At 62.1% G+C, this 24,585-nt stretch carries 26 protein-coding genes; 14 read left to right on the forward strand and 12 right to left on the reverse strand.

Translation table 11 applies throughout. The features are described from left to right. Nucleotides 1-24: 24 nt before the first annotated feature. The 3 genes from erpA to rplM all read right to left on the reverse strand — a co-directional run bounded on the left by erpA (nucleotide 25) and on the right by rplM (nucleotide 1,451). Nucleotides 25-399, reverse strand: a complete 375-nt coding sequence (erpA, locus tag LNV06_RS09845) for an iron-sulfur cluster insertion protein ErpA (RefSeq protein WP_263538067.1) — start codon at nucleotides 397-399, stop codon at nucleotides 25-27. A 221-nt stretch (nucleotides 400-620) separates the two neighbouring features. After that, on the reverse strand, nucleotides 621-1,013 hold the full coding sequence (rpsI, locus tag LNV06_RS09850) for a 30S ribosomal protein S9 (protein ID WP_263538349.1): 393 nt from the start codon (nucleotides 1,011-1,013) through the stop codon (nucleotides 621-623). Between the two features lie 9 nt (nucleotides 1,014-1,022). Then, nucleotides 1,023-1,451, reverse strand: coding sequence for a 50S ribosomal protein L13 (rplM, locus tag LNV06_RS09855; protein WP_263538068.1), 429 nt, complete (start codon nucleotides 1,449-1,451; stop codon nucleotides 1,023-1,025). Between the two features lie 344 nt (nucleotides 1,452-1,795). Here rplM and LNV06_RS09860 point away from each other — a divergent pair, with 344 nt between their 5' ends. The 3 genes from LNV06_RS09860 to LNV06_RS09870 all read left to right on the forward strand — a co-directional run bounded on the left by LNV06_RS09860 (nucleotide 1,796) and on the right by LNV06_RS09870 (nucleotide 4,729). After that, nucleotides 1,796-2,533, forward strand: coding sequence for a GNAT family N-acetyltransferase (locus tag LNV06_RS09860; RefSeq protein WP_263538069.1), 738 nt, complete (start codon nucleotides 1,796-1,798; stop codon nucleotides 2,531-2,533). A 163-nt stretch (nucleotides 2,534-2,696) separates the two neighbouring features. Continuing rightward, nucleotides 2,697-3,554: a DUF2726 domain-containing protein gene (locus LNV06_RS09865; RefSeq protein ID WP_263538070.1), complete on the forward strand. Its 858-nt coding sequence runs from the start codon at nucleotides 2,697-2,699 to the stop codon at nucleotides 3,552-3,554. Between the two features lie 104 nt (nucleotides 3,555-3,658). After that, nucleotides 3,659-4,729: a serine/threonine protein kinase gene (locus tag LNV06_RS09870; protein ID WP_263538071.1), complete on the forward strand. Its 1,071-nt coding sequence runs from the start codon at nucleotides 3,659-3,661 to the stop codon at nucleotides 4,727-4,729. Between the two features lie 79 nt (nucleotides 4,730-4,808). On the opposite strand, the gene htpG is transcribed toward LNV06_RS09870, so the two are convergent. Further along, nucleotides 4,809-6,689, reverse strand: coding sequence for a molecular chaperone HtpG (gene htpG / locus LNV06_RS09875; RefSeq protein WP_263538072.1), 1,881 nt, complete (start codon nucleotides 6,687-6,689; stop codon nucleotides 4,809-4,811). Nucleotides 6,690-6,879: 190 nt separating this feature from the next. Between htpG and LNV06_RS09880 the strand changes: the two genes are divergently transcribed. Then, nucleotides 6,880-7,551: a trimeric intracellular cation channel family protein gene (locus LNV06_RS09880; protein ID WP_263538073.1), complete on the forward strand. Its 672-nt coding sequence runs from the start codon at nucleotides 6,880-6,882 to the stop codon at nucleotides 7,549-7,551. Nucleotides 7,552-7,561: 10 nt separating this feature from the next. Here the strand turns inward: LNV06_RS09880 and LNV06_RS09885 are convergent, their stop codons facing one another. From LNV06_RS09885 to LNV06_RS09900, 4 genes are all read right to left on the reverse strand, one after another. Further along, nucleotides 7,562-7,873: a hypothetical protein gene (locus LNV06_RS09885; RefSeq protein WP_263538074.1), complete on the reverse strand. Its 312-nt coding sequence runs from the start codon at nucleotides 7,871-7,873 to the stop codon at nucleotides 7,562-7,564. A 141-nt stretch (nucleotides 7,874-8,014) separates the two neighbouring features. Further along, on the reverse strand, nucleotides 8,015-9,142 hold the full coding sequence (locus tag LNV06_RS09890) for a 3-deoxy-7-phosphoheptulonate synthase (protein ID WP_263538075.1): 1,128 nt from the start codon (nucleotides 9,140-9,142) through the stop codon (nucleotides 8,015-8,017). A gap of 282 nt (nucleotides 9,143-9,424) precedes the next feature. Beyond that, nucleotides 9,425-10,888 (reverse strand): metalloprotease TldD, encoded by a 1,464-nt coding sequence (gene tldD, locus LNV06_RS09895; protein WP_263538076.1) that lies wholly within the window; start codon nucleotides 10,886-10,888, stop codon nucleotides 9,425-9,427. 69 nt (nucleotides 10,889-10,957) lie between these two features. Beyond that, nucleotides 10,958-11,836, reverse strand: coding sequence for a LysR family transcriptional regulator (locus LNV06_RS09900; protein ID WP_263538077.1), 879 nt, complete (start codon nucleotides 11,834-11,836; stop codon nucleotides 10,958-10,960). Between the two features lie 114 nt (nucleotides 11,837-11,950). Between LNV06_RS09900 and LNV06_RS09905 the strand changes: the two genes are divergently transcribed. From LNV06_RS09905 to LNV06_RS09915, 3 genes are all read left to right on the forward strand, one after another. After that, nucleotides 11,951-12,952, forward strand: coding sequence for an NmrA family NAD(P)-binding protein (locus LNV06_RS09905; protein ID WP_263538078.1), 1,002 nt, complete (start codon nucleotides 11,951-11,953; stop codon nucleotides 12,950-12,952). Further along, nucleotides 12,949-13,443, forward strand: coding sequence for a DUF4188 domain-containing protein (locus LNV06_RS09910; RefSeq protein ID WP_263538079.1), 495 nt, complete (start codon nucleotides 12,949-12,951; stop codon nucleotides 13,441-13,443). The genes LNV06_RS09905 and LNV06_RS09910 overlap by 4 nt, the downstream gene beginning before the upstream one ends. Nucleotides 13,444-13,614: 171 nt before the next feature. After that, nucleotides 13,615-13,941: a hypothetical protein gene (locus tag LNV06_RS09915; protein WP_263538080.1), complete on the forward strand. Its 327-nt coding sequence runs from the start codon at nucleotides 13,615-13,617 to the stop codon at nucleotides 13,939-13,941. A 61-nt stretch (nucleotides 13,942-14,002) separates the two neighbouring features. Here the strand turns inward: LNV06_RS09915 and rsmI are convergent, their stop codons facing one another. Then, nucleotides 14,003-14,932, reverse strand: coding sequence for a 16S rRNA (cytidine(1402)-2'-O)-methyltransferase (rsmI, locus tag LNV06_RS09920; RefSeq protein ID WP_263538081.1), 930 nt, complete (start codon nucleotides 14,930-14,932; stop codon nucleotides 14,003-14,005). Between rsmI and LNV06_RS09925 the strand changes: the two genes are divergently transcribed. The 3 genes from LNV06_RS09925 to LNV06_RS09935 are packed head-to-tail and all read left to right on the forward strand — an operon-like array spanning nucleotide 14,922 to nucleotide 16,661. Then, the gene (locus LNV06_RS09925) at nucleotides 14,922-15,305 is read left to right on the forward strand and encodes a YraN family protein (protein ID WP_263538082.1); all 384 of its coding nucleotides are present in this window, start codon (nucleotides 14,922-14,924) and stop codon (nucleotides 15,303-15,305) included. The genes rsmI and LNV06_RS09925 overlap by 11 nt on opposite strands. Nucleotides 15,306-15,361: 56 nt before the next feature. Beyond that, complete coding sequence (locus LNV06_RS09930; RefSeq protein WP_263538083.1) at nucleotides 15,362-15,934, forward strand: SIS domain-containing protein; 573 nt, start codon at nucleotides 15,362-15,364, stop codon at nucleotides 15,932-15,934. Nucleotides 15,935-15,974: 40 nt separating this feature from the next. Further along, nucleotides 15,975-16,661 (forward strand): BON domain-containing protein, encoded by a 687-nt coding sequence (locus LNV06_RS09935; RefSeq protein ID WP_263538084.1) that lies wholly within the window; start codon nucleotides 15,975-15,977, stop codon nucleotides 16,659-16,661. Nucleotides 16,662-16,682: 21 nt separating this feature from the next. Here the strand turns inward: LNV06_RS09935 and LNV06_RS09940 are convergent, their stop codons facing one another. The 3 genes from LNV06_RS09940 to LNV06_RS09950 form a co-directional block, all read right to left on the reverse strand. After that, nucleotides 16,683-17,576 (reverse strand): NAD(P)-dependent oxidoreductase, encoded by an 894-nt coding sequence (locus LNV06_RS09940; RefSeq protein WP_263538085.1) that lies wholly within the window; start codon nucleotides 17,574-17,576, stop codon nucleotides 16,683-16,685. A 15-nt stretch (nucleotides 17,577-17,591) separates the two neighbouring features. Beyond that, nucleotides 17,592-18,728, reverse strand: coding sequence for a PilT/PilU family type 4a pilus ATPase (locus LNV06_RS09945; protein WP_263538086.1), 1,137 nt, complete (start codon nucleotides 18,726-18,728; stop codon nucleotides 17,592-17,594). Nucleotides 18,729-18,815: 87 nt separating this feature from the next. Next, nucleotides 18,816-19,859 carry a type IV pilus twitching motility protein PilT gene (locus tag LNV06_RS09950; RefSeq protein WP_263538087.1) on the reverse strand — a complete coding sequence of 348 codons (1,044 nt, stop codon included), beginning with the start codon at nucleotides 19,857-19,859 and terminating at the stop codon, nucleotides 18,816-18,818. Nucleotides 19,860-19,888: 29 nt separating this feature from the next. On the opposite strand from LNV06_RS09950, the gene LNV06_RS09955 reads away from it, so the two are divergent. The 4 genes from LNV06_RS09955 to LNV06_RS09970 all read left to right on the forward strand — a co-directional run bounded on the left by LNV06_RS09955 (nucleotide 19,889) and on the right by LNV06_RS09970 (nucleotide 24,531). Further along, nucleotides 19,889-20,587: a YggS family pyridoxal phosphate-dependent enzyme gene (locus LNV06_RS09955; RefSeq protein WP_263538088.1), complete on the forward strand. Its 699-nt coding sequence runs from the start codon at nucleotides 19,889-19,891 to the stop codon at nucleotides 20,585-20,587. An 18-nt stretch (nucleotides 20,588-20,605) separates the two neighbouring features. Continuing rightward, on the forward strand, nucleotides 20,606-21,319 hold the full coding sequence (locus tag LNV06_RS09960; RefSeq protein WP_263538089.1) for a c-type cytochrome: 714 nt from the start codon (nucleotides 20,606-20,608) through the stop codon (nucleotides 21,317-21,319). After that, entirely contained in the window at nucleotides 21,316-22,611 is a 1,296-nt protein-coding gene (locus tag LNV06_RS09965; RefSeq protein WP_263538090.1) for a cytochrome c, read from the forward strand. The genes LNV06_RS09960 and LNV06_RS09965 overlap by 4 nt, the downstream gene beginning before the upstream one ends. Before the next feature lie 360 nt (nucleotides 22,612-22,971). Beyond that, nucleotides 22,972-24,531 (forward strand): methyl-accepting chemotaxis protein, encoded by a 1,560-nt coding sequence (locus tag LNV06_RS09970; RefSeq protein ID WP_263538091.1) that lies wholly within the window; start codon nucleotides 22,972-22,974, stop codon nucleotides 24,529-24,531. The last annotated feature ends 54 nt before the right edge of the window (nucleotides 24,532-24,585 follow it).

Raw genomic sequence — 24,585 nt, forward strand, 5'->3', positions numbered from 1 at the left:
TTTTTGCTGAGAGAAAAACTCTCGTCACACAGAGAAGCTCGAACCGCAACCACAGGTCGTGGTGGCATTCGGATTCTTGATCACGAACTGAGCCCCTTGCAGGTCTTCTTTGTAGTCGATTTCGGCACCCGCTAAGTACTGCAAACTCATGGCGTCGATCAGCAGGGTGACGCCATTTTTGTTCATTTGGGTGTCGTCTTCGTTGACGGCTTCGTCGAAGGTAAATCCGTACTGGAAACCCGAGCACCCGCCGCCCTGCACGAACACGCGCAGCTTCAATTCTGGGTTGCCTTCTTCAGCGACCAAGTCACGCACCTTGTCGGCCGCGCTGTCAGTGAAGACCAGGGGTACCGGCATGTCATCCACGGGCGACGACGAAGACTCAAGAACTGCGCTCATATTTATTCCCGATGGTTAGGCTCTAGACCCGTATTGTCCACATAAAACCCGAGTAATGCAGTCGGGTGATTGCAAGACCCCAAAACATCCACTGGCAATTTCGATCCAACGGCCAGCGATCTCGACAGGAGCGATGCAGAAAGTAAAAAGGCCGCTCGAAAGCGGCCTTCCAGCGTGGCCTCGCCCACCCGAAGGTGGCAAGGACCAACAGCCAAGATCGATCAGCGCTTGCTGAACTGCTTCCGGCGACGAGCGCCGTGCAGACCGACCTTCTTACGCTCAACTTCACGAGCATCGCGAGTCACGAAGCCTGCGCGGCTCAGTTCGGGCTTCAGCGTTGCATCGTAGTCGATCAGAGCGCGGGTGATGCCGTGACGCAGGGCGCCGGCTTGACCCGACTCACCACCACCGTGCACGTTCACCTTGATGTCAAAGGTCTCGCCATGATTCGTCAACAGCAGAGGCTGCTTGGCGATCATGATCGAGGTCTGACGACCGAAATAGTCAGCAATGGCCTTGCCATTGACGACGATTTGGCCCGTGCCCTTCTTGATGAAGACGCGTGCCACCGACGACTTGCGGCGGCCTGTACCGTAGTTCCAGTTTCCGATCATCATCGTTCCTTAGATTTCCAGAGCCTTGGGCTGCTGAGCGGTATGCGGGTGGGTGTCACCAGCGTAAACCTTCAGCTTCTTCACCATGGCATAGCCCAGCGGACCCTTGGGCAGCATGCCCTTGACAGCCTTTTCCAGGGCGCGACCTGGGTGCTTGGCTTGCATGTCCTTGAACTTGGTGGCGTAGATGCCGCCCGGGAAACCCGAGTGACGGTAGTACACCTTGTCATTGGCTTTGTTGCCAGTGACGCGCAGCTTTTCTGCGTTGATGATGACGATGTAATCGCCGGTATCCACGTGAGGCGTATAAATGGCCTTGTGCTTGCCGCGCAAACGGAGTGCCACTTCGCTGGCAACACGTCCGAGCACCTTGTCGGTGGCGTCAATCACAAACCACTCGTGCGTCACTTCTGCCGGCTTGGCGCTGAAGGTCTTCATGAGTTACTTTCGAATGCTGGCTTCCTAGAGAAAGCTTAGCGGTCGGATGGCTGAATCAGGCCTTTGCACCGATCTTGTTCAGATCATTTGTTCGCTCGGTTCCGCTTATTGTGAGCAAGACCTCCACGGTTTTAGCCAAAAAGGCTTGCACCGAAATTTCTTACTCTCGCGGCCTCTCGCGTCAGGCACAAAGACTTCTTCCCCGCAGCCAAATACGGGAAAGCCGATTATTCTAGCAGCAAGTCCGCCAATAAGAGAAGCCTTATCTCCGGACGCCCAGAGACGGGGCTGGGGCACCCAAGTTAAAATCAGGGTTATTACGTACATTGATGGCAAGGCCTCCGATGAAATCCACGTCCGACCCGCTCAGTTCGCCCGCCGCGGCCGAGCCCAGCCCAACGGCTCCCTCTAGTGCTTGGGGACCGGCGGCCGCACTCGGTCGGCTTTCATCCTGGGTGCCCATTCGCTCCCTGGCTCGGCGCCACCGCAAGCGCATTGCCCAGCATTTGCTCAGCCTGAATGAACGCGACCGCTATCTGCGCTTTGGCTACCCGGCGTCTGATGAGCAAATCAGCCGCTACGCCATGGCCATTGACTTCGAGCGCGACGAAGTCCTGGGCGTCTTCAACCGCAAGCTCGAGCTGGTGGTGATGGCGCACCTGGCCTATGCCCCCAAGCCCCAAAGAGCCGGGCAACCGGCGATGGCCGAGTTCGGCGTCTCGGTGTTGCCGCAGGTTCGTGGACGGGGCTTTGGCGCGCGCTTGTTTGAGCGCGCCGCCCTGCACGCCCGCAATCGCGGCATCGACACCTTGTTCATCCACGCACTGAGCGAGAACGTCGCCATGCTGAAGATCGCCCGCAATGCGGGCGCCACGGTGGAACGCGATGGCTCGGAGTCCGAGGCTTGGCTGCGCCTACCGCCAGACACCGTCTCCTCCCATGTGGGCGAGGCCATCGAGCGGCATATGGCGGAATTGGACTTCCAGTTCAAACGCCATGTGCGCGTCATCGGCGACATCATCGATGGCGTGGCCGAGGTCAAAGCCAAGTTTGAAGAAGCCGGCAAGGCGGCAAAACAATAGCTAGACATTCACCCAAGAGTCGCCCAAGTGACTCAAAAAGAATCGCCGCCACCCCACTCAGACCGGGGGTAGCACCTGAGTTTGCTGTCACCGAACTGCGCTACATTGAGTTCATAAGCGCTGCAATACAGGCGCAATTCAAACTTATGGGCTGTCGAGGGACATGCAAACAACCATTCCTTGGGTGATCGCGCTGCTTGCTGGCTTTGCCATGCTGGCTTTCGCTGTGTATTGGGCGCTGCGTCGGCCCGCGCCGACCAGCAAGCCCCTGCCCACCGAATGGTCCTTGACCGCTCGGCCGGTGTTCAATGCCGAGGAGCGTCGGGTTTACCGCCTGCTCAAAGAGGCCCTGCCCCATCACGTCATCCTGGCCAAGCTGCCGCTGGTGCGTTTTTGCCAGCCCACCGAGGCCAGCGAGGTGCGCTACTGGTTTGAACTGCTGGGCGCCATTCATGTGACCTTCGCCATCTGCAGCCCGAATGGCCGGGTGCTGGCCGCAGTCGACTTGGACGGCGAGCGCAGCATCTCCAGCCGCAGCCTGCAGATCAAACAATCGGTACTGGGCGCCTGCCGCGTGCGCTATCTGCGCTGCTCGATTGACAACCTGCCCAGCGCCGCCGAACTGCAACTGCTGGTGCCCTTCACCAACAGCAGCGCGCGTGGCCCGCAGCCCGCGCCCCCCCCGAGTTCCACCGCCGCGGCACGCTCCGCCATTCAACGCGCAGCAGCACGCAGCAGTGCCACGACCACCTCCGGCAAGGCTTCTGCCGGTCGCCATGGCCTGTGGCAAGACTCTGCCGTGTTCCACGATTCTTTTTTCGCGCCTGACAGCCGCTTTGACACCGCGGCCGGCAGCGAATTGCCACGAGCAGGGCGGCCCGCAGGCGCAAACAGCTTTCAAGGGCTGACTTCCTTTGTGGAACCCATGAATGTGGACTCTCACTTCCCGGACGAAGCCCCCAATGACATCGTCGGCATGGTGGTGGATTCACCGCGCTACGGCGGTCGCTTGCCGCGCTGAGCGAATGGGCTGAATCGGCTGCGTCGCAACATCAAGCGGCGCAGCAAGCGATACTGCGGCGCCGGACCGAACAAGGTCCGGCGCCGTTTTTCTTTTCTCAGCCCATGAATCCAGACCTGGACCGCAGCTTCGGTGCGCTGACGCCCGAATTCATGCTGGACGCGCTCGACGCGGCTGGCTTGTTCGGCGACGGCCGCATGCTGCAACTGAACTCCTACGAAAACCGGGTGCTGCAAGTGCATCTGGAAGATGGCCGCATTGCCGTCGCCAAGTTCTACCGCCCCGGCCGCTGGAGCGATGCCCAAATCTTGGAAGAGCACCAGTTTGCGCGCGAGCTGGCCGAGGCCGAGGTGCCCGTCGCAGCCCCCTGGACGCTCAGCGACGCCAAAGCACAGCTGAGGCTGGCGGGCGACCCAGCAACACTGGCCCATTTTGGCGACCAGCGCTTTGCCGTCACGCCGCGCCAAGGCGGCCGCGCGCCCGAGTTGGAAGATCGCGAGGTCTTGAGCTGGATCGGCCGCCTGCTCGGCCGTTTGCACAATGTCGGGCGCCAGCGCCCGTTTGAGCACCGCTTGAGCTGGGTAGGCGAGCAGCCGGGCCAGCTCGCTCGAACTTTGCTGCTCGACTTGGACTGCATACCGATCGAAGTGCTGCCGGCCTGGGATGCCATGGTGCAAGCCTGCCTGGCCCGCATCCAGCAAATCTTTGATGCCATTCCAGACTTGCAAACGCTGCGCCTGCACGGTGACTGCCACCCCGGCAACATCCTCTGGACGCCCGACCATGGCCCGCATTTCGTCGACCTGGACGATGCGGTCACCGGTCCGGCAGTACAGGACTTGTGGATGCTCTTGTCAGGCGACGAAGTGGCGGCGCGCCAGCAATTGATGTGGATCTTGGACGGCTATGAAACCGTCGCTGAGTTCGACCGCCGCGAACTGAACCTGATCGAACCCTTGCGTACCTTGCGCATGATTCATCACAGCGCCTGGCTGGCCAAACGATGGAACGACCCGGCCTTCCCGCTGGCCTTCCCTTGGTTCGGCAGCTCCAACTATTGGCATGACCAAGTCGCCAAACTGGGCGAACAACTGGAGGCCATGCGGCCCAAGGACGAGCGGCCGCTGGACGATTTCCGCGACGATGACGTGCAGTTCGACGAAGGCTTCAAGTAATCGCTTAGCCCAACAGACATAGAAAAAGCCCCGCAGCTTCGCAGCTGTCGGGGCTTTTGTTCGAAGTGAGGGCTAAGTCTTAGGCCAGCAGCATCGCGTTGACGCGCTTCACATAGGCCGCCGGGTCTTCCAAATGGCCGCCTTCGGCCAGCACCGCCTGATCAAAGATCACGTTCGCCAAATCATCGAATTGCGTCGAGGCTTCCAGCTTCTTGACCAGGGCGTGCTCGGCGTTGATCTCCAAGGTCGGCAGCGAGGTCGGCGCGGCTTGGCCGGCTTGCTTGAGCAGGCGGGCCAGATGACCGCTCATATCGCCCTCTTCCACCACGATACAGGCAGGCGAGTCGACCAAGCGGGTGGAGACGCGCACATCCTTGGCGCGCTCTTTCAGCGCTTCTTTCAGACGGTCCAGCAGCGGCTTGAAGGTTTCGGCCGCTTCTTCGGCCTTCTTCTTCTCGTCTTCGTCCTGCAGCTTGCCCAGGTCGATGGCGCCCTTGGCCACTGATTGCAGGCTCTTGCCTTCGAACTCGTACAGATGCGAGAGCATCCACTCGTCGACGCGGTCGACCAGCAGCAACACCTCGATGCCCTTCTTGCGGAAGATCTCCAGCTGCGGGCTGTTCTTGGCGGCACTGAGCGAGTCGGCGGTGATGTAGTAAATCGCTTCTTGGTCTTCCTTGGCGCGCTTCAGGTAGTCGACCAACGAGACGCCTTCGTCGGCGTGCGTCGAGGCAAAGCGCAAGAGCTTGGCCAAGCGCTCTTGGTTGGCATGGTCCTCGCCCACACCTTCCTTCAAGACCGAACCGAAGTCCTTCCAGAAGTCGGCGTACTTGGCGCGCTCGGCGGCGTCTTCGCTGTCGGCCAGTGACTCCAGCATGCCCAGCACGCGCTTGGTCGAGCCTTCGCGGATCGCCTTCACATCGCGGCTTTCCTGCAGCAACTCGCGGCTGACGTTGAGCGGCAGGTCGGCCGAGTCGATCACGCCCTTGACGAAGCGCAGGTAGACCGGCATCAGCGCCTCGGCATCATCCATGATGAAGACGCGCTTGACGTAAAGCTTGACGCCGCCGCGTTTGTCGCGGTTCCACAAGTCGAACGGGGCCTTCTTGGGGATGTAGAGCAGCTGCGTGTACTCGCTGCGGCCTTCCACCCGGTTGTGGGTGTGGGCCAGCGGCGCTTCGGTGTCGTAGCTGATCTGCTTGTAGAACTCGTCGTACTGCTCTTGCGTGACTTCGCTCTTGGAACGCGACCACAGGGCCGAGGCCTTGTTGACCGACTCCCATTCGTCTTTCATCACCTGCTTGGCGGCCTCAGCGTCCCACTCTTCCTTCTTCATCAGAATGGGCAGCGAGATGTGGTCGGAGTATTTGCTGATCACCGATTTCAGGCGCCAAGTCTTGAGGAACTCGTCCTCGCCTTCGCGCAGATGCAAGATCACATCGGTGCCACGGCCGGCCTTGGTGATGGCTTCGACTTCGTAGTCGCCGGTGCCTTCCGAGGTCCAGCGCACGCCGGCTTCGGCGGCCACGCCAGCACGGCGGGTTTCCACCGTGATGCGGTCGGCGACGATGAAGCCGGAGTAGAAGCCCACGCCGAACTGACCGATCAGGTTGGCGTCCTTTTTCTGGTCGCCTTCCAACTTGGCCATGAATTCGCGCGTGCCGCTCTTGGCGATCGTGCCGAGGTGGGCAATCGCCTCTTCCTCGCTCATGCCAATGCCGTTGTCGCTGATGGTGACGGTGCGGGCGGCTTCGTCGAAGGAAACACGCACCTCCAGGTTCGGCGTGTCCTCAAACAGCGCGGCATTGTCCAGCGCCTCGAAGCGCAGCTTGTCGCAAGCGTCGGAGGCGTTGGACACCAACTCGCGCAGGAAGATTTCCTTGTTGGAATAGAGCGAATGGGTGACGAGGTGCAGGATCTGCTTGACCTCGGCCTGGAAGGCATGGGTTTGCTTTGTCATGTCTGAAGCTCTTCTCAAAAAACAAAATCGTCGATGGCGGGTCGCCTGGCTCTGCTGAAAGCCTGAGAGTCAAGGCCAACCCGGCCGACCTTGCGGTCGTGAGCACGATGTGGGGCCAAGTGGCGGGGCTTCAAGACCCCTGCCGCTACAAGGTGAAAAGCACAGGCACTCAGCTGCGAAAATGTCGCCCATGAGTTCCCGCCCCCAGTCCCCCCAAGAATCCCTCACCCCCAAGGCCCGCATTGTTTTGTACTGGATGGACCTGGCCGGCGTGGCCGTGTTCGCCATCAGCGGCGCCTTGGCGGCCATGCAAGCCCGGCTCGATCTGTTTGGCGTCTTGGTTTTGGCCGCCATCACCGCCATCGGCGGCGGCACGCTGCGCGACCTGCTCTTGGGCCGCCACCCGATTTTCTGGATGCGCGACACCCGCTATATCAAGGTCATTGGCCTGACCGCCTTGTTCACCGCCTTGCTTGCGAATAGCTGGGGCCATTTGCTGGCCACTGGCAATGGCGCTTTGGTGATTGCCGATACCTTGGGCTTGGCCTTGTTTGCCCTGTGCGGCGCCGAGATTGCCGAAGAGGCCGGCAAGTCGCGTTTGGTCGTGGTGCTGCTGGGCACCATCACCGCCAGCGGCGGCGGCGTGATGCGCGACCTTTTGACCAGCCAAGTGCCCCTGCTGCTGCGGCGCGATATTTACGCCAGCGCCGCGATCGGCGGCATTGCCGGCTATCTGGCGCTGCGGGCCCTGGGCCTGCCGCGCCAAGCCGCCTTTATCGCCGGCATGTTGATGGTGGTGGCGCTACGTCTGGCGGCACTGCGCTACGGCTGGCAACTGCCGGCGCCGCAGCTGAGCTCTTAGGAACCCGAGCTCAGTAGCTCAGCGTGCGCTTGGCCACATCCACCCGCAGCAAGGCTTTGCTGAGCGCCCCGCTGGTGGCGCGCGCATAGTCCAAAGCCCAGGCCGGGTCTGAAAAAGCCACCGGCCCGGCCGCAGCCGCCACCCCCAAGATCTTGTCGGCCAACAAGACCTTGCCCGAGCCGCGCATCGGCTCGCACTCGTACTTGACGTACTGCTCATCCAGCCATAGCCGTGAGGCCTCGAAGCTCAAAACCTCGCCGGCGTCCACCACCAGATCGAACTGTTGCACCGGACTGAACACGACCTTCACTTCACTGCGCATCGCGGGCCTTTCGTGAATGAGAGCGGCTCGATTCTGGCGCAGAACTCAAGCGAGCGCAGCTTTGATGGCAGCCTTCCTCAGGAGCGCGCCGCCTTGACGGCAGCCTTCCTCAGGAGCGCGCCGCCTTGACGGCAGCCTTCCTCAGGAGCGCGCCGCCTTGACGGCAGCGCTGAGCACCTCCAAAGCCTCGAGCGAATCATCCCAGCCCAAGCAAGCATCGGTGATGCTCTTGCCGTACTCCAGCTTGCTCGCGTCGTCCTTGCCCGGGGTGAACTTTTGTGCGCCGTCGTGCAAATGGCTTTCCACCATCACGCCAAAAATGTTCTTGCCGCCGGCCACGATTTGCGCGCCCACATCGCGCGCCACTTCCAGCTGGCGCAGATGCTGCTTGGAGCTGTTGGCATGCGAGCAGTCCACCATCAGCGTGGTGTCGAGCTTGGCAGCGGCCAAGTCCTTGCAAGCTGCGGCCACGCTTTCGGCGTCGTAATTGGGCGCTTTGCCGCCGCGCAGGATGACGTGGCAGTCCTTATTGCCCTTGGTCTCAACAATGGCGACTTGACCATTCTTGTGCACGGACAAGAAATGGTGGCCGCGAGCCGCTGCTTGAATGGCATCGGTGGCGATCTTGATATTGCCATCGGTGCCGTTCTTGAAGCCGATCGGTGCCGACAGGCCCGACGCCAGTTCGCGGTGCACCTGGCTCTCGGTGGTGCGTGCACCGATAGCGCCCCAGGAAATCAGGTCGCCGATGTACTGCGGCGAGATCACATCCAAGAACTCCGAACCCGCCGGCATGCCCAGCCGATTGATCTCCAACAGCAGCTGACGCGCGATACGCAGGCCCTCGTCGATGCGGTAGCTTTCGTCCAGATAGGGGTCATTGATCAAACCCTTCCAGCCGACCGTGGTGCGCGGCTTTTCGAAGTAGACCCGCATGACGATCTCCAGCGTGTCGGCGTACTTCTCTCGCTGCACCATCAATCGGCGTGCGTATTCCAGCGCCGCTGAGGGGTCATGGATAGAGCAAGGGCCAATGATCACCAGCAGGCGATCATCCTTGCGCTGCATGATTTTGCGAATGCTGTGGCGCGTGCTGGCGATCAGCTGCTCCATCGGCGTGCCACGGATCGGGAAGAAACGAATCAGGTGCTCTGGTGGCGGCAGCGGTGTGATGTCGACGATGCGTTCGTCATCGGTCGCACTGGTCTTGTCCTCTTGCGAGTACCAGCGTTCGGCCTGAATCTCCGGTTTGGCGGACTTGGCATTCATGGGCTAACTCTCACTTTCCGTGGTCTGGATTCGGTTTCAGATGAAGCAGCGCTCAGACGAAAAAAAACCGCCGGGTGGTGGACCCGGCGGTTTCTAGAGATTTGTGCGCTTTGCTTGATGCTTATCCTGCTTACGCTCTCGCCTCTCGGCCGCCGGTGCGGTTAGAGAACCAAAAAAAGCTAAAGAAATAAGTCTTTGGCGAGTGCATGGCTTTGAATGTAGCACGCGATTCTTGCAAGCCGCCGCCGGGCTGCGGCCTTGCAACAACAGTCATGGCTGCGATCAGGCAGTGCCGCCGACAGTCAAACCGTCGATGCGCAAGGTCGGCTGACCCACGCCCACCGGCACGCTCTGGCCCTCTTTGCCGCAGACGCCAACACCCGTATCCAGCTGCATATCGTTGCCAATCATGCTGACGCGAGTGAGGGCTTCCGGGCCGCTGCCAATGATGGTGGCACCCTTGACCGGATACTGGATCTTGCCGTTCTCGACCCAGAAGGCTTCGCTGGCCGAGAAGACAAACTTGCCGGATGTGATATCCACTTGGCCGCCGCCGAAGTTGGTGGCGTAGATGCCGCGCTTGATGCTGGCGACGATCTCTTGCGGGTCTTTGTCGCCGCCCAACATATAGGTGTTGGTCATGCGCGGCATCGGCGTGTGGGCATAGCTTTCGCGGCGACCGTTGCCGGTCGGGGGCACCTTCATCAGACGCGCATTCATCGCGTCTTGGATATAGCCCTTCAAGATGCCGTCCTCGATCAGCACATTGCGCTGCGAGGCACAACCCTCGTCGTCGACGTTGAGCGAACCACGGCGATCCGGCAGCGTGCCGTCGTCCAGGACCGTGACGCCCTTGGCCGCCACCCGCTGGCCAATGCGGCCGGCAAACGCGCTCGAGCCCTTGCGGTTGAAGTCGCCTTCCAGGCCGTGGCCGATCGCTTCATGCAAGAGCACCCCAGGCCAGCCAGGGCCGAGCACGACCGTCATTTCGCCAGCCGGCACCGGGCGCGACTCCAGATTCGTCAAGGCCGCAGTGACCGCTTGGTCAACATAGCTGGCAATCATTTCATCGGTGAAATAGGCCAGTCCGAAACGGCCACCGCCGCCACCGCTGCCAACCTCGCGGCGGCCATTGCTCTCCGCAATCACCGTCACGCTCAGGCGCACCAGCGGGCGCACATCGGCAGCTAAGGTGCCATCGGCACGGGCCACCAAGACCACATCATGTTCGGCGGCCAAGCCGGCCATCACCTGAGCCACGCGCGGGTCTTTGGCGCGAGCCATGCGCTCGGCGCGCTCCAGCAGGGCCACCTTCTCGGTGCTGTCCAAGCTTGCAATAGGGTCGGCGGCGCCATACAGCGAGCGACTGGCCGAGACCGTCGGCTGGCTGGGCACCTTGACGCGGCGGCTTTGCCCGGCGGCTGCAATCGCGCGCACCGTCAAAGCAGCATCGATGATGGCCGCCTCAGAGATATCGTCAGAGTAGGCGAAGGCCGTTTTCTCGCCCGCCACCGCGCGCACACCCACGCCCTGGTCGATGCTGAAACTGCCGCTCTTGACGATGCCTTCTTCCAGACTCCAGCCCTCGGCGCGCGTGGTCTGGAAGTACAGATCAGCGTCATCGACCCGGTGTTCGGTGATCAGTCGCAAGGCTTTGGTCAAGACCGCCTCGCTGAGGCCGTAAGGCTCCAGCAATTGGCTGCGGGCCGCCGCCAGGCGGGCAAGAGTGGGTTCGCGAGAAATCATGCGAGCCATTGTAGGAGCGGTGGCGCCTCAGCGCCGTCTGCCGCTGAGTCCCCTTGTGCCCGGCAGGGCTCAAGCGGAGAAAGCCACCGCCAGCGCGTCAAACACCAAGCGCAAGCGCGGCGTGTCGCGCAACTCCCGGTGCGCGGTCAGCCACATGGGCAGGGCCGGAATTTGGATTTCCGGCAGGACCTGCACCAAGTCTGGCTCGCGAGCCGCCAGCGCCAGCGCCCCCACGGCCAGCCCCATGCCGGCGCGCATGGCCTCCCACACCACCACCTGGTTGTCGCAGCGAAAGCCAAAGAAATCCGGCTGGACCACAAAGCCTGCCGCCGCAAAGCCGCGCAACATCTGCTCATTGCGGTCATAGCCCAACCACTGATGGCTGAGCACGGTCGCCATGGTCGGCATGCCTTGACGCGCCACATAGTCTCGATGCGCAAACACCCCCACCGGCCACTCACCCAATTTGCGTGCCACCAAGGTGGCTTGCTCGGGCCTCACCATGCGCAGCGCGATATCGGCGCTGCGCTCGAGCAGGTTTTCCACCTCGTTGCTGGCCACCAGCTCGATCTGGATTTCTGGGTACCGGCGGCGCAAGTCGCTCAGCACCGGGGGCAGGAAGTAAGCGCAGACGATTTCGCTGGCCGTCAAGCGCACCGTGCCGGCCAAAGACTGATCCTGGGCGGAAAGAGCCAACGCTAACTCTTGCGCGCCCTCCCGCATGCGCTGGGCCGCTGGCAGCAAGGCCTGGCCGGCAGGAGTCAAGCTCAAGCCCCTGGCGTGGCGCTCAAACAAGCTCTGACCCAAGGCCGCTTCCAGCGCGGCCAATTGCCGGCTCAAGGTCGGCTGGCTTTGGCCCAAAACAGGCGCGGCGCGATTCAAAGAGCCGGTTTCGGCCAGCACCAAAAAGGTTTGCAACAAAGACCAGTCAAGTGAATTCGCGCGCATTCGCTATTCAAACATGAATAGCCGCAATACAAAACCTTGACTTCCGCAATCCTGCCCCGGCGCGGACACTGGCCTCATCGACACCGCTAGCGCCCTGGCGCAAGACCCAAAGTCATGAATCCAAGCCTTTCTTCCCCGAACAAGACCGTCCTTATTCTTGGTGCTGCCGGGCGGCTCGGGCTCTGCTTGGTGCAAGCCTTTTCGAGCGCTGGCTGGCAGGTGCTGGCCCAGGCACGCAAGCCTTTGCCCCCCAAGTTCGCAGCTTTGGCGGGCGTCCAAGCCTTGCACTGTGATGCGCTCGACCGCGAGGCTTTGCGGATCGGTGGCCAAGGCGCGCAGGTGCTCATCAATGCCTTGAACCCGCCCTACACCGAATGGGATGAATTGCTGCTGCCGCTGGCTGCGGCGGCTCAAGACACAGCCCTGGCCTTGAACGCCCTGCTGATCTTGCCCGGCAATGTCTACAACTTCGGCAATCAGCTTCCTGCGCTTTTGCTGGAGCAAGGGCGCACCGCCGAGCAAGCCAACACGCCCAAGGCCGGGCTGCGGATTGAGCTGGAAGCGCGCATGGCAGCCGCGGCGCCGCAGCTGCGTTCGGTGGTGCTGCGAGCCGGTGACTTTTTTGGCGGGCCTGGGCGTGGCTCTTGGTTTGACTTGGCCTTGGTCAGCCGCATCCACAAGGGTCAGGTCGTCCACCCCGGCCCCTTGGACTTGCCCCATGCCTGGGCCTATCTGCCCGACTTGGCGGATTGCTTTGTGCGTGTGGCGGAGCACCATGCAGAGATCAGCGGCCATCAGCGCCTGCATTTCAGCGGCCACACCCTGGAGGGTCAGGTCTTGCATCAAGCCTTGGAGCAGGCTTGGGGCCGGCCGCTCCAGGCAAGTCGTTTGCCCTGGGGACTGATTCGCCTCGGCGCTCCCTTTGTGGCCAGCTGGCGCGCCATTGCCGAGATGCGCTATCTCTGGCAAAGACCGCACCGCTTGGACGACCGCGAACTGCGCGAACTGATCGGCGAGCCGCCGCACACCCCCTTGCTCAAAGCCGTGCAAGACAGTCTGCAAGCCCTGGGCATCAACACCCCTACCCGCCCAGCAGCCCAGGAGGTACTGGCGTGAGCGGACCTGTGATTTGCGAGCGCATGACGGCGCAGCTCGAGGGAGATTACGTGGTCTTCTTGATCGGCATGCGCATCAACAAACCCTGGCGGGTTCACAAATGGTGGCCGGTGGCCAGCGCCATGCCCCGCATGTTGCGTGAACTGCAGGCGCAACCCAACTCGGGTCTGCTGAATGCCGAGATGTGGTTCTCGCGCACCCTCATCCTGGTGCAGTACTGGCGTTCGATGGAACAACTGCTGGCCTACGCCAAGGACAAGCAGTCCGAACATCTGCCGGCCTGGAAGGCTTTCAACAAAGCCGTGGGCAGCGATGGCTCGGTGGGCATCTGGCATGAGACCTATGCTGTTCGCCCCGGCGGCTTTGAAAACATCTACGTGAATATGCCGGCCTTTGGCCTGGGCCGTGCCGGGGTCCTGACGCCCGCCAAAGGTCGCCTAGCAAGTGCGGAACAACGCATGGCTGCAGGGCACGCTGAAGGCTCAGCCTGAAGGCCTTCTCGTAACTTCACAAAATGTTACGCAAGCGCCGTCATCCAAGCCGAGGACCCTGGACGTTGAACCTGCAACGCGACACAGCGGCAAGCAAGAACCCAGTTGCCCACCCGCTGTTCGTGCCCTGGCAATAACGCCCTGACTTCGAGATTGGATGGATAGATGTTCATGAACACGATCGCCCGCAGCTTCACCGTCTTGGCCATTGCCGCACTGAGCAGCTGGGCTCAGGCGGGCAGCAACACACCCCAGATTGACCAAAGAGAAGCCAAACAGCAGGCCCGCATCGCCGAAGGCGCCAACTCAGGCGCGCTGACGGCCAAAGAAACCCAACATCTGGAGCGTGAACAGGCCCGTATCAACAAGGTCGAAACCACGGCCAAGGCCGATGGCACGGTGACTCACAAAGAGCGCCAAAAGCTGCACGCCATGCAAGACAAGGCCAGCCGCGACATTCAACATGCCAAGCACAACGGCAAGGTCGCCGGGCAATAAGAACGCTCAAGGCCTGATGTCTATCGCCTCTTAGCCAATGCCCCCAAAGCCCGTTTCGAAACTAGTCGTCGAAGCGGGCTTCTTTTTTCTGCGCCAGCGCCCATTCATACAGGGCATTGCGAGGCGCGCCACTGATCTCGGCGGCCAGACCGACGGCCTGCTTCAAGGGCAAGTCCGCCAGCAGCAAGCGCAGCACCCGCAGCGCTTCGGCGGGCAACTCAGCTTCGCCCGGCGAGGCCGCTTTCTGCGCATGCAAGACCAGCACAAACTCGCCGCGCTCACGCTGCGCATCCGCCGCCAACCAGGCCGGCAGACTGGCTGCAGCGGCGCTGTGAACTGTCTCAAACTGCTTGGTCAGCTCGCGGCAGACCGTCACCGTCTGCGCCGGGCAAAGCTCGGCCAGCAAGTCAATCAAGGCCTTGATGCGATGCGGCGCCTCAAACAGCACCTGGCTGCGGGCACTGCCACACAGGGCTTGCAAAGCACTGCGGCGCTCCGCCGCCTTGGTCGGCAAGAAGCCGGCGAACTCAAAGCCCTCGGCCACCACATCGCCCGCCACGCTGAGCGCCGTGACCGTGCTGCTGACGCCAGGCACAGGAAAGACCCGCAAGCCAGCCTTTGCCACGGCCGCCACCAAGACGGCGCCCGGGTCCGAAATCGCCGGCGTACCGGCATCGCTGATGTAGGCAATGCGCTCACCGGCCTGCAAGCGCGCAATCAGCGCCTCACTGGCCTCATGCTCGTTGTGCTGATGCAGTTTGATCAAGGGCTTGTGCAAGCCCAGATGCCTCAAAAGCCCGGCGCTGACACGGGTGTCCTCGCAAGCCACAGCGTCCACCAAAGCCAAAACATGGACGGCCCGCAAGGTGATGTCGGCCAAATTACCGATCGGCGTGGCCACCACATAGAGCGTGGCTGCGGGATACTGCTGAGCACCGGCCGCAGCGGCGGCCGCCTGCATCAGCAGGGAGGCGTCGGCAATGTTGTTCAAAAAGGCTTCTCCCCAAGGGCTTGGATCGGCGGCAGAAGACCGTGCGCTGCAGTATTTGCAGCAGCAAGGTCTGCGCCTGGTGGAGCGCAATTATCAGGTGGCGGCCGGCCCCAGCGCGCGGGCCGGAGAGGTCGACCTGATTCTGCGCGACCCGCAGGACGGCAGCTTGGTGTTTTGCGAGGTGCGCGCGCGCGCCGACCGCTCGCATGGTGGGGCGGCGGCCAGCGTCGGTCCCGCCAAGCAGCGGCGCTTGATTTATGCCGCCCAGCATTACCTGCTGCGACACGCCAGCCCGCCGCCCTGCAGATTCGATGTGGTGGCCATCGATGGGGTCGAGATCGAGTGGATTCAGGCCGCTTTCGAAGCCAGCTAAGCCCCGAGTTAGCCTTGAAACCGGCCTCGATCAGCGCTGAACTATGATTCCGCCCCATGCTTGAGCAACGCATCCAACAACAATTCTTCGAGAGCGCCGACCTGTTCTACCAGGTCGCCGAGAACCTTTCACGCCCGGTCTCCAGTGCCGCCCAGATGCTGATGGACGGCATCACCAGCGGGGGGCGGGTGCTGTGCTGCGGCTTTGGCCAATCGTCGTTGGACGCGGTTTATATGGCCGCCTTGCTGGTGGGCCGCTTCGAGCAAGACCGCCCTGGTCTGGCCGCCTGGAGCCTGGACGCGCAGGCCAATGGCTGCACCGCCGAGGAGGCTTTGACCCGCCAGGTGCAAGCCCACGGTCACCCTGGTGATTTGCTGCTCTTGTTCGATGCCCAGCCGACTTTGAGCGCGGCCTGGCAGCCAGTCTTGGAGGCGGCGCACGCCCAAGACATGAGCATCATTGCCCTGACCGGCGGGCTGCAAGACGAAATGCGCGCCTTGCTGCGCGACACCGATGTGCAGATCCGCATTCAGCACAGCCGCGTGGCCCGCGTGGCCGAAGCTCAACGTTTGCTGGCTCATTGCTTGTGCGATGCGGTGGATGTGCAGTTGCTCGGCGCCAGCGAATAAGCCTTTTTGAATTTGCCTCTGACAGGATGACAGGACCGATATGACTTTGACGAACTCCAAGACGAACACCATCCCCAGCAAGCGCTTGCTGGCTGCCATCCTGTGCGCCGCGCTCTTCAGCAGCGCCTGCGCGCCCTTGGTGATTGGCGGCGCGATGGTGGGGGGCGCCTTGGTGGCTACCGACCGCCGCACCTCCGGCACCCAGGTGGAAGACAAGGGCATCGAGGTCAAGGCCGCTTCGCGCATCAAGGGTCAGATCAGCGAAAACGCCCACGTCACCGTCAGCAGCTATAACCGCCTGGTTCTGCTGACCGGTGAAGTGCCGACCGAGGCCGATCGCGCCAAGCTGGAAAGCCTGGTCAGCGGTGTCGAAAACGTGCGCAGCGTGCTGAATGAGACAACCGTGATGCCGGCCGCCTCGCTGAGCAGCCGCTCCAACGATGTGTTGATTTCCAGCAAGATCAAGGCCAGCCTGGTCGATGCTCCTGAGCTGATCTCAAACGCTTTTTATGTGGTGGTGGAGCGCGGCACCGTCTTCCTGATGGGTCGAGTCACCGAGCGTGAAGCCGCCCGCGCCGCCGCCATTACACGCAGCATCAGCGGCGTGCAAAAGGTGGTCCGCGCCTTCGACATCATCAGCGAAGAAGAGCTGGCGCGCATCCTTCCTGCGCCCGCACCTGCGCCGACACCCGCAACTGCGACAGAACCGAAGCCTGTCGCCCCTTGAGGCAAAGCTGAGTCCGGCGACTCAGCTGAGTCGCTTGATCAGGCTGGAGGTGTCGAGACGTCCGCCGCCTGCGGCTTGCACATCGGCATAGAACTGGTCCACCACCGCCGTCACTGGCAGGCGCGCGCCATTGCGGCGCGCCTCGTCCAGCACCAGACCCAGGTCCTTGCGCATCCAGTCGACCGCAAAGCCGAAGTTGAACTGGCCGTCCACCATGGTCTTGCCTCGGTTGTCCATCTGCCAGCTTTGCGCCGCGCCTTTGCCGATGACATCCAGCACCTGCTTCATATCCAGCCCGGCCTTGCCGCCAAAGGCAATCGCCTCCGCCAAGCCCTGCACCAGGCCCGCGATGCAGATCTGATTCACCATCTTGGCCAATTGGCCGGCACCCGATTCACCCACCCGCGTCACCGCCTTGGCAAAAGCCAAAGCCACCGGTTGAATCTGCGCGAAGGGTTCGGCGTCACCGCCGCACATCACGGTGAGCGCGCCATTGACCGCACCGGCTTGGCCGCCAGACACCGGTGCGTCGACAAAGTGCAAGCCCTGTTCAAGCGCTGAGGCAAACAGCTCTCGCGCCACCTCGGCCGAGGCGGTGGTGTGATCGACAAACACCGCGCCGGGCTTCATGCCAGCGAAAGCTCCGCTGGAGCCCAAGACCACCGAGCGCAGATCATCATCATTGCCGACGCAGGCAAACACGATATCGGCGCCCGCCGCTGCCTCGGCAGGCGTGGCGGCTGAACTGCCGCCGTAATCGCTCACCCATGCTGCTGCTTTGCTGGCCGTGCGGTTGTAGACCGTGACCGCATGCCCGGCTCGCTGCAAATGCCCAGCCATGGGGTAGCCCATCACGCCCAGACCCAGAAAAGCCAGCTTCAGCGGCGCAATGGCCTCATAAGTTCGGGTGCTCATAAAAGAAAGTCGTCCTCAAACAATCGTGAAATGTTCGGTGCCGGAGGACAGATCCTCCGAGCGAGCGCGCTCGCTATTGAGCTTGATCTGCAAGCGCAGGTCATTCAGCGAGTCGGCATTGCGCAGCGCGTCTTCGTAAGTGACTTTGCCTACCTCGTAAAGATCAAACAAGGCCTGGTCAAAGGTCTGCATGCCTTGCTCGCGAGAGCGCTTCATGATCTCTTTGATCTCGCCCACTTCGCCCTTGAAGATCAGGTCGGAGATCAGCGGCGAGTTCAGCATGATCTCCACCGCCGCCACCCGGCCCTTGCCTTCGCGACGCGGCAGCAAACGCTGCGACACCAGCGCGCGCAGGTTCAATGACAGGTCCATCAGCAACTGGCCACGCCGTTCTTCGGGGAAGAAGTTGATGATGCGGTCCAGCGCCTGATTGGCGCTGTTGGCGTGCAAAGTGGCCATGCACAAATGGCCGGTTTCAGCGAAGGCCACCGCATGCTCCATGGTCTCGCGGTCGCGCACCTCGCCCATCAGAATCACGTCCGGCGCTTGGCGCAGCGTGTTCTTCAGCGCTTGATCCCAGCTGTCGGTGTCGATGCCAACTTCGCGCTGGGTGACAATGCAGTTCTTGTGCGGATGGACGAACTCGATCGGGTCTTCGATCGTGATGATGTGGCCGTAGGTGGTGGTGTTGCGCTCATCGATCATGGCCGCCAACGAGGTGCTCTTGCCGGAGCCGGTGGCGCCCACCACGATCACCAAACCCCGCTTGGCCTGCACCACTTGACGCAGCACCGGCGGCAAATCCAGCGAGCTGATGGTGGGTACATCGGCCGGAATCGTCCGCAAAACCAGGCCAACCGAACCCTGCTGAATAAAAGCGTTAGCCCGGAAGCGCCCAACGCCTTGCGGAGAGATCGCGAAGTTGCACTCTTTGCTGCGCTCGAACTCGGCCGCCTGCTTGTCGTTCATGATGGCCCGCGCCAATTGCAGCGTGTGCTGCCCGGTCAGCGGCTGCGGCGAGACCTTGGTGACCTTGCCGTCCACCTTGATGGCGGGCGGGAAATCGGCCGTCAGAAACAAGTCCGAGCCCTTGCGCGAAATCATCAGGCGCAAGAGGTCGTTGATAAATTTGGTGGCCTGATCGCGTTCCATGGGGGTCCTGAGCAGTGAATTCGCTGGGAAATTTTGCCGTCACTCACGTGGCTTGCGCCACATGAGTGACGTCGAACTTTCCGGGCTTTAGCCCGGAAAGTTCTCCGGGAACTTGGCTTTGGAGCGGGCTTCGGCGGGGGAGATGATGTTGCGACGGACCAAGTCGGTCAGGTTCTGATCCAAGGTCTGCATGCCTTGGCTGTTGCCCGTTTGAATGGCGGAATACATCTGTGCCACCTTGTTCTCGCGAATCAGGTTTCGAATCGCGGAATTGCCCAGCATGATTTCATGCGCGGCCACACGGCCCGAACCATCCTTCAGCTTGCAAAGACTCTGCGAGATCACCGCCACCAAAGACTCAGACACCATGGCCCGCACCATCTCTTTTTCGGCCGCAGGGAAGACGTCCACGATACGGTCCACCGTCTTGGCGGCGGAGCTGGTGTGCAAGGTGCCAAAGACCAAGTGGCCGGTTTCAGCGGCGGTCAGGGCCAAGCGAATCGTTTCCAAGTCGCGCATTTCACCCACCAGCACCGCGTCCGGGTCTTCACGCAGCGCCGACTTCAGGGCGTTGGCAAAACTCATGGTGTGCGGCCCGACCTCGCGCTGATTGATCAGGCTCTTCTTGGACTCATGCACAAACTCGATCGGGTCTTCGATGGTGAGGATGTGACCGTACTCGTTTTCGTTCAGGTGATTGACCATGCCAGCCAAGGTCGTGGACTTGCCCGAACCGGTTGGGCCCGTCACCAAGACCAGGCCGCGCGGCCGCAAGGCCAGCTCGGCAAAGATCTTGGGCGCATTCAACTGCTCCAAGGACAAGATCTTGCTGGGAATGGTTCGGAACACAGCGCCGGCGCCACGGTTTTGGTTGAAGGCATTGACGCGAAAGCGCGCCAGGCCCTGGATCTCAAAAGAGAAGTCCACCTCCAGCGCTTCTTCGTAAATTTTGCGCTGCGAGTCGTTCATGATGTCGTACACCATGTCGTGCACGTCTTTGTGCTCCAGCGCCTCGACATTGATGCGCCGCACATCCCCATGCACCCGGATCATCGGAGGCAAGCCGGCCGAGAGGTGCAAGTCAGAGGCCTTGTTCTTGACCGAGAATGCCAACAGTTGAGTGATGTCCATTTTTTCCAGGCAGAGGGCTGAAAGCCATTATGGCGACGATCGCCGAGAACATACAAGAACAGCACAGGCGCATCGCTGCGGCCTGTGCTTTGGCCGGACGGCCTGTGCAAAGTGTCACATTGCTGGTGGTCAGCAAGACCTTTCCGGGCAGCGCTGTGCGGGAGGCTGTGGCCGCCGGTGAACGCTGCTTTGGCGAGAATTATGTCCAGGAAGGCTTGGACAAAATCGCCGAATTGGCCGATCTACGCGGCGCTATTGAGTGGCATCTGATCGGGCCGCTGCAAAGCAATAAGACGCGGCCGGTTGCCGAAACTTTTGACTGGGTGCACAGCGTCGATCGTTTGAAGACGGCGCAGCGCCTGTCCGAGCAGCGCCCGGCCCATTTGCCTCCCTTGAACATTTGCTTGCAAGTCAATATCAGCGGCGAGGCCAGCAAGAGCGGCGTCAGCGCGGCCGACTTGCCGGCGCTGGCGGCCGCCGTGGCGGACCTGCCGCGCCTGCGCCTGCGCGGCCTGATGGCCATCCCCGAGCCCGCCGCTGACTTCGAATCTCAGCGTCAGCCGCACCGAGCCCTGGCCGCCCTGCATCAGCAGTTGCAAGCCCGCCTTGGTGCGCAGTTCGACACCTTGTCGATGGGCATGAGTGCCGATCTGGAGGCTGCAGTAGCAGAAGGCGCCAGCTTGGTGCGCGTCGGCTCGGCCATCTTTGGTGCCCGCCAGGCTCGCTGATTTCCTAGGACTCGACTGATGAACTTGCTTCGCCTGCGCCGCTGGGCGCTGATCACGGGTTTTTTGAGCCTGCTCGGGCTGCAAGCCCAACAACTGCACGCCGCCCCCGGCTTTGAGGACACGATTGCACAGCGCGCCCAGGCCTGCACCTTGTGCCACGGCAAAGAGGGCCGGGCCGCGGCCGATGGCTATTACCCACGTCTGGCCGGCAAGCCTCAGGGCTATCTTTACAAACAGTTGCTCAATTTTCGCGACGGCCGGCGCCATTACGGCCCGATGAGCGAGCTGATCGAGCCCTTGAGCGACGCCTACCTGAACGAGCTGGCCGGCTACTTTGCGCAGCTGAGCCTGCCCTACCCGCCCAGCCAGCCGCCCGGCTTGCCCCAAAGCGCGCTGGCCCAGGGTCAAAAATTGATCTTGAACGGTGACCCAGTGCGCAAGCTGCCGGCCTGCGTGCAATGTCATGGCCAAGCGCTGACCGGTGTGCAGCCCTTCATTCCTGGCCTGCTGGGCTTGCCGCGAGACTATTTGAACGGGCAGTTAGGCGCCTGGCGCAGCGGTCTTCGGCACGCCGTTGCGCCCGACTGCATGGCCCAGATCGCCAAGTTGCTGACGACTGAAGAGATCAATGCCATCTCGCATTTCCTGGCCGGGCAGAACCTGGCTCCGAATGCCAAGCCCGCTGCAGCCTTGCCAGCGCCGCTGCCCATGAGCTGTGGAGGTCTGCAATGAAAAGCAAGACCGCTCGCTGGCTCTTGATCGCGCTGCTGGGCCTGGGGTGCTTGGGCGGCTTGGCGCTGTACAGCCTCAATCATTTGGATGAAGGTGCACAGCAAGCCGCCAGCCGCCAAGAATCGAGCGCCAGCCTGGTGCAACGCGGCGAGTACCTGGCACGCGTGGGCAACTGCATGGGCTGCCACACCGCACGCGGCGGCGCGCCCTATGCGGGCGGCCGCGCCATCCCCACGCCCTTCGGCAGCGTGTTCGCGCCCAATCTGACGCCGGACGCTGACACCGGCCTGGGACGCTGGAACGAGGCTCAGTTTTGGGCCGCACTTCACAACGGCCGCGCCCCTGATGGGCGGCTCTACACGCCGGCCTTTCCCTTCAGCAACTACAGCTTGCTCACACGCGAAGACGCCAAGGCCTTGTTTGCCTATTTGCACAGCTTGCCGGCCGTTGCTCAGCCCAATCGCGCCCATGAACTGCGCTTCCCATACAACACACAAGCCGCCATGGCAGTGTGGCGTGCGCTCTATTTCCGGCCGGCGGTCTATAACCCTGAGCCCCAACAGAGTGCCGAGTGGAACCGCGGCGCCTATTTGAGCCAAGGCCTGGGCCACTGCAATGCCTGCCATGCCACGCGCAACGCCTTGGGAGCCACATCGGGCCCCAATGACTTCTCCGGCGGCATGCTGGAAGGCCTGGGCTGGTATGCCCCGTCGTTGCACGCCGCAGAGGAAGGCAGCGTTGCACACTGGGACAAGCAAGCACTGACCCAGTGGTTGAAGACCGGTTTGAACGCCCATTCCAGCGCGCTGGGGCCCATGGCCGAGGTCATTCAAGGCAGCACCCAGCACCTCAGTCAAGAGGACCTGAACGCGATGGCCACTTATCTGCAAAGCCTGCCGCAGCATCCAGCCCCAGGGGCAAAGGCTCAGCAAAGGCCCGAACTCAAGCTGCGCGAAATCGGCGAAGCGCTGTACGGCGAGCATTGCGCCAGCTGCCACGGCGCTCAAGGCCAGGGTGTGGCCGGCGCCTATCCGAGCTTGCTCCAGAACCGCACGGTCTTGATGAGCAACCCAGCCAATCTGCTGCGCATCATCCAGCGCGGCGGCTTCGCGCCCAGCACAGCGGACAACCCGCGCCCCTTCGGCATGCCGCCCTTTGGCGGCGTCTTGGATGACACCCAGCAGGCCGCCCTGGCCAGCTTTGTGCGCAATGCCTGGGGCAACAAGCCTCATGGCGAGGCCGATGTGCGCCCGGTCGATGTGCTGCGCCTAAAAACACGCCGGGTCGACTGAGCACCACGCTGGGGCAAGCCCCCATCCGGGGGATCTCCCCCGCATTTGCCGCGCAATTGTTCACGGCAGGCCTTCGCTCGCGTGAACGCAAAAGCAGCGCCAAGCCCGACACTTCGGTACCGCGCCAAGCGAGCTGAATTCGGCTGATTTTTGAAAGCCGACATGACTGAACCAGCAAGGCGCGACTTAATTCACAGCGCCTGTTGAAACGCATGAAAACCCTGATCAAGAAATCAAGTGCCCGGGTCGAAAGCCAAACAGGCGTTTTACGGCGCCAGCGTCAGAACCCGGCCAAGACATCCGTCGCGTGCCAGTTCTGGGCGCCCTGAAAAACAATCCTTGACGAGGGGCTCTCCACCCATGAATTTCTTGACTCAGCTGCGCATCAGCCAGCGTTTGGCCGTCAGTTACGGCTTGTTGATTTTGTTGTTGATTGCCATCGGCAGCTATGGCGCCCTGACCGCCAATCGGCTGGCGAAAGACTTGGACCGCACGGCCAACTCCAGCCTGGTGAAGATCGCTTCCGCGAATGCGCTGGAAGGCCAAGTGAACGTGATCGCACGCGCTTCTCGCGACCTGCTCTTGTTGGATGAAGCCCGCCAGATCAAGAAGCAAAACACGGCCATCGACACCGCGCTGCAAGAAACCGAAAAGCAGCTGAGCAGCCTGGAAGCCACGCTGGACAGCGGCAAAGAGAAAGACCTGGTGGCCACGGTGCGAGAGTCTGAGCTCAAGTTCGCAGCCGCCGTCACCAAGTTCCGCAAGGTGCAAAAAGATGGCAGCCCGGATGAAGCCCGTGAAAGCCTGATCACCGATGTGCGCCCCGCTCAACAAGCCTATCAAGACGGCCTCAAAGGCCTGGTCGATCTGCAGTTCGACAGCGCCCGCACGCTGGCCGTTGAGGGCGGTGAAATGGCCCGCTCCTCGATCTTGCTGACCGCGGTGCTGGTGATCGTGGCGGCCGTGATCGGCGTGGGCGGCGGCTTTGTGATCGCTCGCTCCATCGTCCTGCCGGCGCAAAAAGCGCAACAAGCCGCCGAGGCCATCAGCTCCGGCGACCTGACCCAACACATCGTCGTGGAAGGTTCGGACGAACTCGCACAAATGCTCAAGGCCATGCAAGACATGCAACATGCCTTGTCTGGCGTGGTCAGCAGCGTCAGCGACGCCGCCGGCGAAGTGGCCCAGAACTCCTCGGACATTGCCGACAGCAATGTGAACCTGTCCGACCGCACCGCCCGCTCGGCCGCCAGCCTGCAAAACACCGCCGCCTCGGTGGAACAGATCGCCGCGAATCTGAACGGCGCCAGCGACCTGACCCGCCGTGCCGCCAGCATCGCCACCAAGGCGCGTCAATCGGCCCAGGCCGGTGGCACCGTGGTGTCCAAGGTGGTCGACACCATGGAAGAAATCAGCGCCAGCTCCAAGAAGATTGGCGACATCATCGGCGTCATCGATGGCATCGCCTTCCAGACCAATATCCTGGCTTTGAATGCCGCAGTGGAAGCGGCGCGTGCCGGTGAACATGGACGCGGTTTCGCGGTGGTGGCCTCGGAAGTGCGCGCCCTGGCCTCTCGTTCTGCCGCTGCGGCCAAGGAGATCAAGGTCCTGATTCAGGAGTCCTCGGTCAAGGTGGAGAACGGCACGGCTCTGGTCAACAACGCCGGCATCACCATCCGCAGCGTGGTCGACGAAGTCAACAATATGGGCCAGCTGATCGAAGAGATTTCGCACTCAGCCCAAGAGCAAGCGGCCGGTGTTGGCGTGGTCAATAACGCCATGAATGAGCTGGACCGCACCACCCAACAAAACACCACCTTGGTGGACGATCTGGGCCGCTCGACCGACGCGCTGAAGTCCAGCTCCTCCCGTCTGCTGGACGCGGTGGGTTTCTTCCGAGCCGCCGGCGCGAATGCCTGAGTTGCTGAACTGATTCATTTCCTGACTCCCAATTCCCCCCCTCTCTCTCTCCGT

It is taken from the genome of Paucibacter sp. Y2R2-4 (assembly GCF_025717535.1).
In the GTDB taxonomy this organism is placed as follows: Bacteria; Pseudomonadota; Gammaproteobacteria; order Burkholderiales; family Burkholderiaceae_C; genus Paucibacter_A.